The organism is Oricola thermophila, assembly GCF_013358405.1.
GTDB lineage: Bacteria > Pseudomonadota > Alphaproteobacteria > Rhizobiales > Rhizobiaceae > Oricola > Oricola thermophila.
In genome coordinates this window covers 3,554,552-3,570,128 of the sequence record NZ_CP054836.1, presented here as the reverse complement: position 1 = coordinate 3,570,128, position 15,577 = coordinate 3,554,552, and the positions used below count along the sequence as shown (strand labels likewise).

Annotated in this window: 11 protein-coding genes and 1 pseudogene; 8 read left to right on the top strand and 4 right to left on the bottom strand. The window is 57.0% G+C overall.

Features of this window, described 5'->3' with window-relative positions:
- Positions 1-38: 38 nt before the first annotated feature.
- A complete protein-coding gene (gene chvE, locus HTY61_RS17200; RefSeq protein ID WP_175277951.1) occupies positions 39-1,106 on the bottom strand; it encodes a multiple monosaccharide ABC transporter substrate-binding protein in 1,068 nt (355 codons plus the stop codon).
- 160 nt (positions 1,107-1,266) lie between these two features.
- On the opposite strand from chvE, the gene HTY61_RS17195 reads away from it, so the two are divergent.
- Entirely contained in the window at positions 1,267-2,217 is a 951-nt protein-coding gene (locus HTY61_RS17195; RefSeq protein WP_175277950.1) for a LysR family transcriptional regulator, read from the top strand.
- A 761-nt stretch (positions 2,218-2,978) separates the two neighbouring features.
- Here HTY61_RS17195 and HTY61_RS17190 read toward each other — a convergent pair.
- Together HTY61_RS17190 and HTY61_RS19560 are read right to left on the bottom strand one after the other, a co-directional pair.
- Positions 2,979-3,350, bottom strand: a complete 372-nt coding sequence (locus HTY61_RS17190; protein WP_175277949.1) for a hypothetical protein — start codon at positions 3,348-3,350, stop codon at positions 2,979-2,981.
- Positions 3,351-3,501: 151 nt separating this feature from the next.
- Positions 3,502-3,841: pseudogene (locus HTY61_RS19560) on the bottom strand (transposase); the annotation flags it as partial.
- Positions 3,842-3,909: 68 nt separating this feature from the next.
- Between HTY61_RS19560 and HTY61_RS17185 the strand changes: the two are divergent.
- From HTY61_RS17185 to HTY61_RS17160, 6 genes are all read left to right on the top strand, one after another.
- A protein-coding gene (locus tag HTY61_RS17185; RefSeq protein ID WP_428978297.1) for an IS5 family transposase occupies positions 3,910-4,706 on the top strand; the annotation gives its coding sequence in 2 pieces (ribosomal slippage) (positions 3,910-4,287 and positions 4,290-4,706; 795 coding nt in all).
- A 136-nt stretch (positions 4,707-4,842) separates the two neighbouring features.
- Positions 4,843-6,348 carry an ATP-binding protein gene (locus HTY61_RS17180; RefSeq protein ID WP_175277948.1) on the top strand — a complete coding sequence of 502 codons (1,506 nt, stop codon included), beginning with the start codon at positions 4,843-4,845 and terminating at the stop codon, positions 6,346-6,348.
- Positions 6,345-9,092: a Z1 domain-containing protein gene (locus tag HTY61_RS17175; protein ID WP_175277947.1), complete on the top strand. Its 2,748-nt coding sequence runs from the start codon at positions 6,345-6,347 to the stop codon at positions 9,090-9,092. Before HTY61_RS17180 ends, HTY61_RS17175 begins: the two co-directional genes overlap by 4 nt.
- Complete coding sequence (locus HTY61_RS17170) at positions 9,079-10,041, top strand: PD-(D/E)XK motif protein (RefSeq protein WP_197945330.1); 963 nt, start codon at positions 9,079-9,081, stop codon at positions 10,039-10,041. Before HTY61_RS17175 ends, HTY61_RS17170 begins: the two co-directional genes overlap by 14 nt.
- Complete coding sequence (locus HTY61_RS17165) at positions 10,034-12,118, top strand: AIPR family protein (protein WP_175277946.1); 2,085 nt, start codon at positions 10,034-10,036, stop codon at positions 12,116-12,118. The genes HTY61_RS17170 and HTY61_RS17165 overlap by 8 nt, the downstream gene beginning before the upstream one ends.
- A complete protein-coding gene (locus HTY61_RS17160; protein WP_175277945.1) occupies positions 12,108-13,025 on the top strand; it encodes a DUF2971 domain-containing protein in 918 nt (305 codons plus the stop codon). Before HTY61_RS17165 ends, HTY61_RS17160 begins: the two co-directional genes overlap by 11 nt.
- Here the strand turns inward: HTY61_RS17160 and HTY61_RS17155 are convergent.
- Positions 13,007-14,680: a DNA cytosine methyltransferase gene (locus tag HTY61_RS17155; RefSeq protein WP_246272845.1), complete on the bottom strand. Its 1,674-nt coding sequence runs from the start codon at positions 14,678-14,680 to the stop codon at positions 13,007-13,009. The genes HTY61_RS17160 and HTY61_RS17155 overlap by 19 nt on opposite strands.
- Between HTY61_RS17155 and HTY61_RS17150 the strand changes: the two genes are divergently transcribed.
- A complete protein-coding gene (locus HTY61_RS17150) occupies positions 14,643-15,107 on the top strand; it encodes a very short patch repair endonuclease (RefSeq protein WP_175277944.1) in 465 nt (154 codons plus the stop codon). The two genes, HTY61_RS17155 and HTY61_RS17150, sit on opposite strands and share 38 nt — an antisense overlap.
- Positions 15,108-15,577: the final 470 nt, after the last annotated feature.

The following is a 15,577-nucleotide window of genomic DNA, read 5'->3' as shown; positions in this document are numbered from 1 at the left end:
AATGGCGGCGGGAGGAAGCGTGCTCTCTCGGGAGAATGTTACTTGATCTGGTCCATGGTGTAGTAACCGCTTCCGATCAGGACTTCCTCCCAGTTGGAAGCGTCGACCGACACCGGTTCCAGCAGATAGGAAGGAACGACCTTCACGCCGTTGTCATAGGTCTCGGTATCGTTGATTTCCGGCTCTCCGCCCTGAAGCAGGGCATCGACCATGCCCACGGTCACGCGCGCCAGTTCGCGGGTGTCCTTGAAGACGGTCGAATACTGTTCGCCGGCGAGGATCGACTTGACCGACGGAATTTCGGCGTCCTGGCCGGTCACGATCGGCATTTCCAGGTCGCCGGACCCGTAGCCGACGCCCTTGAGCGAAGACAGGATGCCGATGGACAGGCCGTCATATGGAGACAGGACGCCGTGCACCTGCTTGTCGGTGTAGTGGGCCGACAGGAGGTTGTCCATGCGGGCCTGCGCAACGGCGCCGTCCCAGCGCAGGGTACCCACCGTGTCCATGCCCATCTGGCCGGAAACGATGGCGATCCTGCCGTCGTCGATCAGCGGCTGGAGCACGCTCATCGCGCCATCATAGAAGAAGTAGGCATTGTTGTCGTCCGGCGAGCCGCCGAAAAGTTCGACATTCCAGGGTGACACGTCGCCGAAGCGTGCCTCGAGCCCCTGAACGAGCGAGCTGGCCTGCTGCACGCCAACCTTGAAATTGTCGAAGGTCGCGTAGTAGTCGACATCGCCGCTGTCGCGGATCAGGCGGTCATACGCGATGATCTTGATGCCGGCCGCCGCGGCGTTTTCAAGCGCGTTGGACAGCGTGGTGCCGTCGATCGCGGCGATCACGAGTACGTCGACGCCCTTGGTGATCATGTTCTCGATCTGCGCCAGCTGGTTCGGGATATCGTCCTCGGCATATTGCAGATCGGTGCCGTAGCCGGCGGCTTGGAACTGCTCGACCATCGAGTTGCCGTCCGAGATCCACCGGGCCGACGATTTCGTCGGCATGGCGATGCCCACCGTGCCCTTTTCCTGCGCGAACGCGGGGGTGGCCAGCATGCCGGCGCCGAGCGCGAAGGCGGCCAGCAGAGAAACCAGTTTCCTCATGAAATCCTCCCAGAAATGTGGCTGTGCCACCGTCCGTTCCTCCTGGCCGGTGACTGCAAGTTCGGACCGGTCAGGCCCTGACCGGACGGTACGGAGCATGCGGATAGCATTTCAATTAATTAGATTGACAATCTGCATATCGTTTTTGATATGCAGATTCATGATCAATCTCGCCAACCGTCTCCAGTTGAAGGACTTCCGGCTGATCCAGGCGATCGCCGACACCGGCCAGCTTGCACTGGCCGCGGAGCGGTTGGCCATGACCCAGCCCGCCGCCTCGCGCATGCTCGCGTCGATGGAACGGCTGGTCGGCACGCCTCTCTTCGTCCGGCATCCCAAGGGAATGACGCCGACGGCCGTCGGCGAGATCCTGGCGCGAAACGCGAATAGCCTCTTGCGGGGGGTGGACCAGGCATTGTTCGAGGCCGATGCGGCCATGACGGGGCGCGCCGGCACGGTCCGGGTCGGGTCGGTGACCGGCGGCGCCGTCGCCTTCGTCGTGCCGGCGATACGCCAGCTGAAGCGCACCGCCCCCGGCGCGGACATCCATGTCGATGTCGCGCCGAGCGATGAGCTGATCGCCGGCCTGCTGCGCGGCGACTACGATTTCGTGCTTTCGCGCATTCCGCCAGGCACCGACGCGCGACAGTTCTCGGTGCGACGCGGACGCGTCGAGGTCATCCACTTCCTGGTGCGGCGCGGCCATCCGCTCTCAGCCAGGGACGCGCTGAGGCCTAGCGATCTCGCCGGCTGGGAATGGGTAATCCAGGCACCGCACACGCCAATGCGCCAGGCTGTCGAGGAAGCCTTCATAGCCTACGGGCTGCCGCTTCCGGAGGAAATCGTCAACACGACCTCCCTGCTGGTGATGATCGCCTATCTGACCTCGACGGACGCCATCGCGCCGATCACCCGGGAGGTGGCGGATCTCGTGGCGCCCGGCGATTCCGATGGCCGTTTCGTGGCCCTGGGTCCCGATGAGCCGATCATCATCAATCCCTATCATCTCGTTTCCCTGAAGGGGCAGCCCATGAGCCCCCTGGCAATGCGGTTCCGGGATCTGGTCTTCGAGGGACTTTCCACGACACGCAACATAGCCCCGGGAAACTGAAACGCGAGGACTGTCCTGCCCCGGTTCCGGTACGGCCCATCCAGCCCTCAGCCGGCCAAGCGGGCGACGACATCCTTGCGGCAGCGCAGGAAACAACGGATGGCTGCATCGGTCACGCAACGTGCCGCAGACATGAGCTGCCGCCGATGAAACCGTCATCCTCGTCACGAGGACCCGGAATCAACCAGGATTGGCGAATGCACCGGTATCAGGGTGGGAAACCCGCTGGCGGAGAGGGAGGGACTCTCCCCCATACCCGGCCATTTCCCGCATTTCCGGCGATGACTGGGCCAACACCGCCGGATAAACGATACACGCAGGTGTACACCGGGCGATACACGGATATCAAGGATCTGTTTGAAATCGCTTGGGAAAATGCGTTTGCGGGCGATGCGAAAAGTTTTCGCGACGTTCCAAGGTCGGACATTGTGCACACCGTCCGCGTTCCGGAAAACGCTGTTAGGGCCAGTAACACGACCTGCGTTTGGGTATTCGTTTGCCTATGCAACAGAACCGCGTTGCTGGTGGCTCGTATCACTTACCCTACATCGCAAAGCTTTGCAGCGCCGCAACCCGTCGCCCGGTATCAGGATCTGCATCCACGAGCAGCATCGCAGCCGCTTCGCCCGAAAGCGCGAAATCTCGGTCAGTTGTCGCCGACGATCGCTAAGCGGTAGCGAGAAGAATTTGAGCCCGGGTAACCGTCGAACTGGCGTGGCATCGGCCGAAATTGAAGGTCGGGGCTGCTTTTCATCCGCCCCCTATCTCACGAAATAGCCGTCAACTTTGCCATTGGCGAGATCTTCGAAACGTCCCGGTGTGTCGGTAGCGCGCACCTGGAAACACCGAAGGTCGGGGCGATACTCGTACGAGGTGCAGTAAGTATCGCCGCGGACAGACCAGTTGCCTGAATAGGTCTTGCCGTCCCTCATCAACGTGCTTCGTATGGTCCCGTCCGCATCATACGAGATTTCGGCGAGTTTCTTGTTACCTGGTCCGAAGTAGGAATAGCTGTTCCCGGCGAAAAAGGCTGTGAGTTCCGCACCGTCCAAGATCCCGCCATCCGTACTTTCCTCCGTGCTGGCACATGCGGCCAGGGACATGAAGGTCAAAAGAAACATGGTCTTTCGCATAGCATCCTCCCGCATAGCATTCTCGATGGTCAACGGAGCTAGGAAACGTGTCGCCGGAAAACGATATTTCCTGCCCGCACGCTTCGAGAAAACTGAGATTGTTGCCGCTATCGACGCGGATCGCAAGATGATCCGAGTCGACAATCCGGCGCGCCCGACATTCCGGGAGCCAGAGCACGGACCTCAGGCGCGCGATCACATCGCACTTCACGGCAAGTGTCACCGCTTTTTTTGAAATCAGAGTTTCTTCATCGCCGCCAAGATCAGCATCTGCTCGGCCAGCAGCTTCTTGAGCTTGGCATTGTCGGCTTCAAGCGCCTTCAGCCGCTTCGCTTCCGACACTGATATGCCGCCGAGCTTTTGATCTTCTAGTTATAGAAGCTCCCTCACGACATGCCGTGCTTGCGACATAGGTCTGCGCACTTCGCGCCAGCCTTTAGCTCAACCAGGATGCCGACAATCTGTTCGCCCGTAAATCTCATTCGCTTCATTGTCCGTCCTCAAGTTGGGGCGGACTCTAGGGTTGAAACCCAATCAACCTATTGAGTGGTCTGCGCAAATCAGATTCAGAACCTGCAGAGGCTTTTCTGGAGATGACAATGAGCAGGCTTTTTTTTGGCTGAGCGATGTTGGATGGGCAGCGACTGAACCGCATTTGCCGAAGAACCAGCCCGGCGCGCGGCGTGTCGATGATCGGCGCGTTGTCTCGGGGATTATCCACGTTCTCAAGGTCGGATGCCGCTGGTGCGACTGCCCGCCGGAATACGGTCCCGCGACGACGATTTACAACCGGTTCAACCGCTGGTCACGCAGCCGTTTCTGGACAGGCCTGGTCGAGGCCCTGGCTGGTGCCGGCGCGATAACAAGAAGCACTTCCATCGATTCCACCTATATCAAGGCACATCGCTCGGCCCATGGCGGTAAAGGGGGGCGAAAGCGCAGGATATCAGCCTCTCACGCGGCGGCCAAACCAGTAAGCTCCATGCCCTGACTGACGTGCTTGGGCGGCCTTCCGCTTTTGCCCTCACGCCCGGTAACGTCTCCGACATGAAAGCTGCCCCGGCGCTACTGTCGCAACTGAATGGTGCTCGCTACCCCCTCGCCGACAAGGGCTATGATGCCAATGCCCTGCGAAGTGCCTTGCGCAGACAGGGAACGGTTCCGGTCATTCCCGGTCGCGTCAACCGAAAGCGCACGATTGCCTATGACAAACGCCGGTACTGCGATCGTCACCTGATCGAGAATGCATTCTGCCGCATCAAGGACTTCCGTCGCGTTGCAACGCGCTACGACAAGCTGGCACACAACTTCATGTCTGCTGTCGCCCTTGCCACGCTCATAGCCTTCTGGGTTTGAACGAGTCTCGACCATTAATGAAAATATCAAGACTTCGCACGCGACAGGTACACCAAGACATGCACAAAATTAGGCCAGACACCGAATTCCGACGTTAGTAGCTTAATCTCAAGAATTATAAGCCAAAAGTATTTCCATGAAATGTGAACCGTATAGAGAGTTAGCTACCAGAGAAGTCGATGCTACCCCATACGCGACTTCGCTCATCGAGGGCCACCGGGATTTCGGCTACAGTCTGGAAACCGCGCTTTCAGACATAATTGACAACTCAATCACTGCTGGCGCCCAGTCGGTGGCATTGATCGCCGATACCGCGGCTGACGAAGCTTGGATTGCGATAGCCGATGACGGTTCGGGCATGACGGAGGCGGAACTGATCGATGCGATGCGGTTGGGCTCCAAGAACCCTACCCACAAAAGGGCCGCCAAAGACCTTGGTCGCTTTGGTCTCGGCTTGAAAAGCGCGAGCTTTTCGCAGTGCAGATGCCTGACAGTCTTGACACGGCGAAACGGCAAAACATCATGTGCACGCTGGGATCTCGATCGCATTGCACAGCGAAATGAGTGGAGCCTCGAACTCATCGACAACCCCGAACTCGTGAAAGGGCATCATCTTCTTCCAGAAACCGGAACTGTCGTCGTGTGGGAAAAACTCGACCGTTTGAGCGGCGGCTATACACATGACCGTGGCAAGCGCGCCGAATACATGAATTCAGAGTTTTCCCGCGCAGAACGCCACCTGCGGCTCGTATTCCATCGCTTTCTGGAAGGGACCAAACCACGGGTGAAACTGCTATTGAACGGTCGTCGGCTGAAACCCATCGACCCCATGGCATCCTCACATGCGGCAACGCAGAAGGATCCGGAAGAGATCCTTCGACTGCGTCAAGGTGACGTCGTGATAAGGTGCCACACTCTCCCACATCACAAACGGATGAGCCAAGAAGAATGGGATGAGATCGGCGGTCCGGAAGGACACCTGAAATCGCAAGGGCTCTACGTTTATCGCGAGGATCGACTCATCATCGCCGGTGGATGGCTGGGACTCGCTCGCCAGACCGAACTCACGAAACTCTGCCGGATCGCTGTCGATATCCCGAACACGATGGATGCGGAGTGGAGGATTGACGTCAAGAAGGCTTCAGCACAGCTACCGCCTGTAGTGCGCGAACGTCTGAAGAGGGTAGTCGAGAGATTCGTCGGAACGTCCAAACGCACTTACCGAAGCCGCGGCCAAAGGTTGGTCGATGAAACGCGTTTTCCAATCTGGAATCGAGTGCAGAAGGATGGGCAGATCGTCTTTCGCCCCAACTTGGAACATCCGATCTTTAGAAGCTATGCCGAGCAACTGCCCGAGGGCCTGCGCGAAGGTTTCGAACGCTGTCTTCGCATCGTTGGGGCCGGATTGCCGATCGAGACCCTGCACGCAGAACTTGTCGGGAATGCAGAAGCCGTAACGGCTGATGAGACATCGGAACACGACCTGAAAGTGCTGGTCTGTTCGCTCGCAACAACCCTGATGGAAAACGGCGTGGCAGCCGAAGCATTGCCGGACACGCTGCAGAGCAATCCCTTCCTGCGAGTTCGCTGGGAAGCCGCCGCACAGATACTGGATGACTTTTTGAGGACACGTGTTTCATGAGAGAAGCGATCGAGACAGTAAAGAACATGGTCGAGATGGGCCTGTTCAATCAGCCTCGGAAAACCGAAGACGAATTGCGCTCGATGATCCGTGGTGTCTCGGCTGCGGTTGCTCCGAGTCTCGGCGATGACGAGATCGAACAGATTGCACGCGAAATCGAGCACAAGCAGGGGATCAAGGCAGGCCTTGGCGCGGTTGTGGATGGTGAGGGCTTCGAACCATGGCTGGATGACGCCAAGCCGAACATCGAGCCATTCTACTGGAACCGCTACCAGAAACTGCTCCTGCAAAACGGCCTGCCAAAAGACGTCGTGATTTCATTGGACAAGGTAACCGACACGATCCTCAGCCGTCTCGGCAACCCTTCCAAACATGTGCCTTGGGATCGACGCGGCATGGTGGTTGGCCACGTTCAAAGCGGAAAGACCGCTAACTATACCGGTTTGATCTGCAAGGCAGCAGATGCCGGTTACCGGTTGATCATCGTCATTGCCGGCATCCACAACAACCTTCGAAACCAGACGCAGGCACGGATCGACGAAGGTTTCATCGGCCGCGACACCGGGAAATCCCAAGAAACCAGGAAGGGTCCAAACAGGCACATCATCGGCGTTGGCCACTTCGACCCGAACAAAACGCCAGTCAGTCTTACCAATACGCTTCGAGACTTCAACAAGGCGACAGCCTCAACCAACACCAGCGAGATCGACTCCTACAAGGTGCCGGTCGTTCTCGTGATCAAGAAAAATTCCTCAACCCTCAGAAACCTCCTGCAATGGTTGAAAGACAATAGTGCTCGCGGTGACAGCGAGATGATCGACCAGCCAATGCTGCTCATCGACGACGAAGCAGACAACGCCTCGATCAATACTAAGTACAACAAGGAGGAAGTCACTACTACGAACCGACTGATCAGAGAACTCTTAAATACATTCCACAGGAGTTGCTATGTCGGATACACTGCGACGCCATTCGCGAACATCTTCATCGACCCAGACCAAGATGATGAAATGCTGGCGGAGGATCTGTTTCCAAAGGACTTCATCATTGGCCTTGATGCACCATCAAATTACTTCGGAGGCAACAAGGTATTCATTGAAGGATTACCCGATGACGAAGATCCGACCTGGCTGCGGTACATTGACGACAACGAAGATGTGCTTCCTGTCAAGCATCCGCAGGATTTTGTTGTTGAGGCTTTGCCCGATTCTTTGGTGACAGCCGTTCGCGCATTCTTGCTGACCGCTGCCATCCGGAAATTGCGAAATCAAGAACACAAACACTGTTCGATGCTGGTGAATGCGAGCTTTCGCAATCCGGTTCAAGAGCAGCTCAGAAACAGGCTCCATGAAGTACTTCAAAGAATCCAGAATGCGGTTAGAATCAATGGTGCGACCGGCCCGAAGGGACTTGCAGACCCGGAAATTGCAGCCCTGAAGGATGTCTGGGAAGCCGAGTTCAAGACGTGTCATTCGTCATGGAGCGAGATTCAGGATGCGCTGCATGAGACAATAGCTTCCGCGCAGGTTGTTCTGGTGAACAGCAAGTCGAAAGACGTCCTTGACTACCCTAAAGAAGTCCGCGGCAAACCAGGCAGAAAATACATCGCAGTTGGTGGATTTGCACTTTCTCGCGGCCTGACACTCGAAGGGCTTACGGTTACCTGGTTCCTGCGCAATACAAAGATGTACGACACGCTGATGCAGATGGGGCGTTGGTTCGGCTATCGGACCGGATACGAGGACCTTTGCCGTATCTGGATGCCGGCGGAAGCCATAGATTGGTACGCATTCATCGCAAATGCGACAGAAGAACTGCATGCCGAAATCCACGACATGGAGACGGCCAAAGCCACTCCACGGGATTTCGGCCTTGCCGTCCGCAGTCATCCCGCATCTTTGCTTGTGACTGCACGCAACAAGATGGGAGCAAGCACCAAGGTAACGACGCTTGTGGGTCTATCGAACAAGTTTGTCGAAACATCGAAAGTCAGCATCAAACCAGCTGATCTTTCCGCAAATGTCGACGCAGCCAGATCGCTTGTCTCGAAGTTGGTGGAGGCAAACAAGGAAGAAGAGCAAACGCGCTGGGGAACACTGATCCGGGGCGTACCGGTCGATTTCATAGACGAATTCCTCGCGGGCTGGAGGAACGCAGAGCAAAGCCTGACCACTGATCCGGGCCCGGTTCGCAGTTACATCCGGGCAAGAAGTGCAGACGAACTGAAAACCTGGGATGTACTCATTCCAAGTCTCGCCAAGGGCGAACCGGACACAACGCTGGGCAAACCAATCGTGCCCGCGACGCGCTATGTCGATTTGCACGACCTGAAACATGAGTTCCTGTCCTTCAGTGGCAAGCGAATGCGCGTAGCATCGCGAGGCGTCGAGAGGGCTGGTGTTGATCCACTGAAGGCTGATGCAGCGGAGGCACGCTATCGAGAGGAGAAAGGGAAAGAAGCTGGCGAGCGCGTGAATTATCCCGACTCGATCTACCGGCGGGAACGAGATCGTGGCTTGTTCATCTTGCATTTCGTAAAGGCCAAGGCCCCAGATGGAAAGGAAGACGCCAAGGAAGCCAGCCTGATTCCCGCCGCCCCGGTGGTAGCGTGGGGTTTAAGCCTTCCTGTGTCTTCGCGTCCGGCCGAGAGGGTCGAGTACGTGGTGAACGCAGTGCGCTACCGCGAGCTCTTCGGTGATGAAGACGAAGATGATGACCTGGAGGCTGCCCTTGAAACCTCTTGACCCTTGGGAAAAACTAGGCTCGGGCGAAGCCAAACGGGTTGATGTCGCGGGCCGCTTCGATTTCTTTTGGGTGGTCCTAGAAGCGGGCATGCCCGGCCTGATGCTGAGGCTTCCAGAGCTGCCCCAACCACTTCCGCGTCTGCCCAAGTTGAAGAACCTTGTCACGTCCTTCCGGCCTGTTTCAGGCGGGTCTGCATTCGTTCTCGGCCTCAAGGAAAGAAGCCAGGTCCAGATATTCGAAACCCTTTGCAGGGATGTGGTTGAAGCAGGAGAAGCAGGCGCGAATCGTAACGAAGCGCTCTCCAGGGCCCTGCAGCGCACACGACGCTGGTATCATCTTCTGCGCGGGGGAAAGGCCAATGGGTTGTCAGTTGAAGAACAGCGGGGGCTGGTTGGCGAGTTGGCTTTTCTTCGGGAATTGGTGTCCGCCTTCGGCCCTGAGACCGCAATCGAGGCATGGACCGGGCCGACCTGTTCCGCGAAAGATTTCGAGTTCATCGGTAGCTGTATAGAGGTCAAGGCAAGGCGGGTGGCGGCAAAACCCTTCGTGTCAATCTCTTCGGAGGACCAGTTGGCAGATGTCCAGGGCAACCGCTTGTACCTGCGAGTCGTGAATGTTGCGTCAGCCGTCCTGCCGGAAGGTCAGAGCCTGCACGATCACGTGCGAATGACGGCAGACATGTTCGAAGCGGAAGGCGCGGCGTTCGAAGCGTGGGAGGAAACGCTTGGTTCAACGGGATATGACCCCGAGAACGACTACGATGACCGAAGATGGCTCCTTGGAACTGCAAACGACTACGAGGTAAAGGGGGGCTTTCCCCGCATTGCGTCACCTCTCGAAAATGGCGTGGAGAACGTTCGATATTCCATCTCCCTCGATGCATGCGAGCCATTCAAACTGGATGGCGACCTGATCGACGTGATCCGGAAAGGATTCGATCATGAGTGACCTGGAAGAATTTCATCATCAACTTATTGCCGACATCCAGGGGGATGCGGACGTCCTTGGCCTTGTCACGGTCGAGGCGTTCTTCGAGAGGGTTGGCGATCTGCTTACTGAAGCAGGTGAATTGGACGGTGCCAACAGGGCATATTACGAGGGGGGTGGCACCAGCAGGCCCATGCGGATCGACGGCTACGGCGGAGACCCCAGGGATGGCGATGGTGTTCTGAGCCTGGTGTTGTGCGACTTCCAGCTCACCAACGAGATGCGTGTGCAGAACAAGGAGCAAATCCAACGCCTTCTGCAGCGTCTCTACAGGTTCCTTGTTTCCAGCCTGAAAGCCGACTTCCGGGCGCAACTGGAGGAAACAAGTGCGGGCTTCGGCGTGGCCGACCTCATCGCCACGACTTGGAAGGGTGTCGAGAAAGTCAAACTTATCATCGTGACCAATGCGGACTTTCGTGCCCGCGCCGACGCGGCGACCGTAAAGAACCTCGATGGCAGACCGGTCACGCTCAGCGTCTGGGACCTGAAACGCCTCAAACAGTACATGGAGCAAGGCCAGGCACGAGCAAACCTGACCATCGATTTCGAGAAGGATTTCGGTGGCGGTGTGCCACTCCTTGAGGCATCTGCAACCGAAAACGCACTCGAAAGTTATCTCGCGGTCATTCCCGGAAAACAGCTGGCGGCCATCTACGACAAATGGGGGCCACGCCTTCTTGAAGCCAACGTCAGAAGCTTTCTTCAGGCACGCGGCAAGGTGAATCGGGGCATTCGGGACACGATCCGCGATGAACCTCACATGTTTTTCTCCTACAACAATGGCTTGAGCGCAACAGCAGACGCGATCGAGACGGAACAAACCGATCGCGGGCTGCAACTGGTTCGAGCGGACAACCTGCAAATCGTCAATGGCGGTCAGACCACGGCCTCTCTGCACGCGGCTCGCAAGGCATTTGCCGAGCAGCTCGAACAGGTTCATGTTCAGATGAAGCTCACCATTGTGCCTCGTGAACAGTCGGAAGTCGTGGTCCCGCGCATTTCTGAATATGCGAACAGCCAGAACAAGGTTAACGCAGCAGACTTTTTCGCCAACCATCCATTCCATATCCGGACCGAAGAGTTGTCACGGAAGGTATTGGCGCGTGGCGAAGGCGGGTATCGGGATACAAAATGGTTCTACGAGCGCGCGAGGGGACAGTATGCCGACGAACGCGGTCGCAGGACCGTTGCCGAGCGCAAAAAGTTCGATGCCGAGTTTCCACGTTCCCAATTCCTCACGAAGACTGATCTCGCCAAGTTCGAGAATACCTGGGCATGCCTGCCCCATGTCGTCAGCCTCGGCGCGCAAAAGAACTTCGCTGAGTTCGCCAAGAACATCGGCAAGCGATGGGGATCTGAAGGGGCCTCTTTCGACGAGCTTTGGTTCAAGCGAATGATTGCCAAGGCAATTATTTTTCGAGCAACCGAAAAACTGGTTTCCGGCGCGGAATGGTACGAAGGCGGCTATCGCGCGAACATCGTGACTTACGCGATCGCCAAACTCGTCCACGACATAGAGGAGCGGGATATGGTGGTCGATCTGGATTTGGTCTGGCGGAAACAGGATGTTCCCATTGAGCTGAAATCGGCCTTGTTGATTGCCGCTGCTGAAGCTCAGGATATCATCACTCATCCGCCCGAGGGCGTTCGCAATTTCAGCGAATGGGCCAAGAAGCAGGCTTGCTGGAAGAGGTTGGAAGATCGGGAACTCACCTACCCCGAAGAACTCGATCGCGTTCTGATTTCTCCGGACCTAGCCAATGAACGGGAGAGAGAGGCACGTGCAGAAAAGGCTGTCGAGACCAGTGTCGAGGCCGAACTTGAAGTGCACAGGCTCGGTGCAGCGTTCTGGGCGGAAGCGAGAAACTGGGCGCGGGAACGCGGCCTGCTGTCACCGCGAGAAAATGGCGTTCTGGAAACCTGTGCCGCGATCCCGAGTAAGATGCCTTCAGAGAAGCAATGCGCCATCGCCATGAGCGCACTCAAGAAGCTTCAGGACCAAGGCTTTTCAACTGACGCGAAAGCCAATGCAAACTGAGGCGAGCGCGAAGCTGCTGTACAAATTCAGCGGCCCAACCGAGTACGCTCTCCAAAACCTGGAGAACGGGGTGATTTTCTGTCAGCACTACTCAGCTTACAATGACCCGTTCGAATTCTGGAGCAGGATCTGCGAGGGCATACCCGATCCAAAGGTCGAACCGGAAAGGTACCTTGCTGCCGCTGAAGCTTGGGGTTTTCCATCAGACTCTGTCGATGAACTGCTTGCCGACGAGATCTTTGCAGAAAATGCCGAGGAATATTTTGACGAGTGCAAAGATTATGCACCACCATTTTTCGAAATGAGACAAGGAATTCGAATTGCCTGTTTCGGGTCCGAACAGGACAATTTGCTGATGTGGTCCCACTATGGGGGCGGTCTCCGCGGGTTCTGCATCGTATTCGACGAAGAGCTGATCGCAAATGCTGATCCCGAGGGGTACCTGTTCGATGTAGCCTATCTGAAAAAACCACCCATCGTGGACAGCTTGGTTTACGGGATAGCTTGGGATCAAGACTGGTTCTGCCAGACTGCTATGGACGAAGCTGCGAGAGCCAGCGAATCCCACGGAAGGACGGAACTACCTCCAGGAGCAGAGGATTACAAAGAGGCCGGCGCTGAAGCAGTCAAAACGATGCATGAAATCTGGCGGAACGCCTTTGGCGCGAAACCTGTTGAATGGAGCTATGAACGCGAAAGACGTCTGCTTGTACAGACCAACCGGACAGATGACTTGCCGATACTCCGAAAATATCCGCCAAAAGCCATAAAAATGATTGTTGTGGGTGAAAGGATGCCACACGATTACCGCTGTCGATTAGAAGAAGTTCTCTCAAATCGCTACACCCACGCACCAATTCTTACTGCGAAGCGGTCATCATCGCACTATCAACTCGATATCGTGTAGCCATGTTCCGTTCCCCCTCCAACACTCTTCAAAACCAGTTTGGCAATCTGTCGTGCTAGGAACGGCGGCACCGCGTTCCCGACTTGGATATATTGCTGGGTACGATTGCCGAGAAACAGGTAGTCATCTGGAAAGGTTTGCAGCCGGGCGGCCTCTCGCACCGTCAAGCTGCGGCACTGTACCGGATCAGGGTGGATGAAGTAGTGTCCGTCCTTCGAGATGTGGCTCGTGACTGTGGTTGAGGCTTCAGTGGCCAACTGGACCCTGAAGCGGTCGTTGAAGATGCCGGTGTGCCAGTTTCTGTGATCTGGGCTCAGCTCCAGAGGGAAATCCGCAGCCTTCGGGCTGTAGCCGCGCACCTGTGCGAACACGCTCGCGAACAGGTATCGACCGAGATCTGAGACCATGTGACCACGTGTCTCGTGTTGAGCAATTGCGCGCAGTTGAGGACGCTCAAGCCAACGTAGCAGTTCATCGTTCGAAGTGCCGTAGTTCTCGGGTAGACGTGAGTCCGCCCGACTACCCGGGGCTTCCTTTTTCATTCGCTTTGCAACCGCGGAAAAAGCTTCCCGGAGCGGCCCATCTCCCTTATCGGCATGGATACGCGTCAGCAGTTTCGCAGCATCGACAACCTCCTGCCGCCAGTCTGCTGCGCGGTCCGCCGCCCCGCGACTGATGCCACTCCGCAAGCGCGGCATCGTACCAATCGCGTCACTGACAGTTCGCGCCCGCTGTGAGACGGCGATGCTGGCTCCGGCCGCCTTGGCCGCCAGATCGGACCTGATCCCGACGATGATTACCCGGTGACGCCGCTGCGGAACCCCGAACTCTTCGGCACGCACAACGAAGTCAGAAGGTCGCATCGCCTCCCGCAGACTGACCTGCCCGTCTTCGACCCGAATGGCACGGAGTTCGTATTGATGGCCATGGCCACTGCCGAGGGAAGCAAGGTCCTCCATCAGCATCTCGAACACGAGCCGGCTCTCGACCGTCGAAGACAACATGCCCTTGACGTTTTCCATCACAAAGGCTGCCGGCCGAAGCCTGTCGAGCACCCTGATGTACTCACGAAACAGATAGTGCCGTTCATCCTTCTCCGGGACATAGTCAACCATGCCCCTCGACCGGGCCCGACCCACGAGGGAGTAAGCCTGACACGGCGGGCCGCCTATCAGGATCGCATCGTCGTACCCCGACTTCAGTTTCTCGATGGCGGCATCAATCGCTGTTGCTGCGGCCTCGGTGCCGAGCTCGAGACCGCGGGCCTCCTCGACGGCCAACCGCCAGGCAGACGCATCGACTTCCGACCAGTCCGGTTCAGCAATTTCCCCTGCATGAAAATCGATGAACTGTTTCGGCAAGCTGCCATGGCGCGCCTGGTACTCGCGTAGGAACGCGCGCAGAGTCAGTGTACGATGGGCCGAGGCCTCTTTCTCAACCGAAATGCCGATCCGGAACGGCACATGATCGTCCTCGACGAGGGAAGCGAATCCCTCGCCGAGTCCGCCTGGACCTGCAAACAGATCGACAATGCCGAAAGTGGGAGCCAAATCGGTCTCCTGATGGATTTCAATCGACTGCTGTATACTAGGTTCAAGAACGAAGACCAGGCCGAACATGACCGATATCGTGGACAAGCCGACTCGATCACGCATGATGGCGGGAATCCGGGGAAAAAACACAAAGCCGGAACTGGCTCTTCGGCGGGCTTTGCATGCGTGCGGCTTCCGATTTCGGCTTCACTCCGGAAAAGTTCACGGACGACCCGACATTATTCTTCCTAAACACCGCGCTGTGATCTTAGTGCACGGCTGTTTCTGGCATCGTCATGAGGGTTGTCGCTACACGAGCACCCCGTCGACTCGCCCGGAATTCTGGCGAGCGAAGTTCGAAGCGAATGTCGCGCGAGATGAGGCGGTTCACAGGAAGCTTCTGGAAGACGGATGGCGCGTGGCGACTATATGGGAGTGCTCATTGCGCAAACCAGATCAGGTTCGCACCACGACTGAGATTCTCTCGAACTGGCTGCAATCTCATAAATTAGAGATCGAGATTGGTGAAACCGATGCGAGGCGTTCCTGAGCCGACTTTTTGGTCGCAACACACATCAAGATTTGCGTCACACCACTAAAAATAGAGGGTGGGCATAAGTCTTGAGGTATCGTGTGTGCCTATCGGCACATTCAGTTGCCACTGTGTTCCAAGGGCGCCAGACCTAATCAGGATACTGATGACCAGTGAATATTAGCCTCCGGCCCTCTCCCCAAATCGCGCGAAAACTTTTTGCACACGTCCAACGCCCCCGATTCAGCTGCAAACGGCGTTACATGGAGTAACGGGGAGAACAAACCTTCCGTTGGGCAAACGCGGTTTGTACCGAGGTCGGGCATTTGGCCCGGACACGGACATAACAGACCGATGCCGGATCGGGATCAGGGCGGCATCCGATCGCCCAGGTGTCATCATTCCGGACGGCAGGACACCGGGCATAGACCATGTCAGGTGGCAAGATCCGGCAGATGAAGGCACCTCGACTTGTTCTCGCGTGTCCG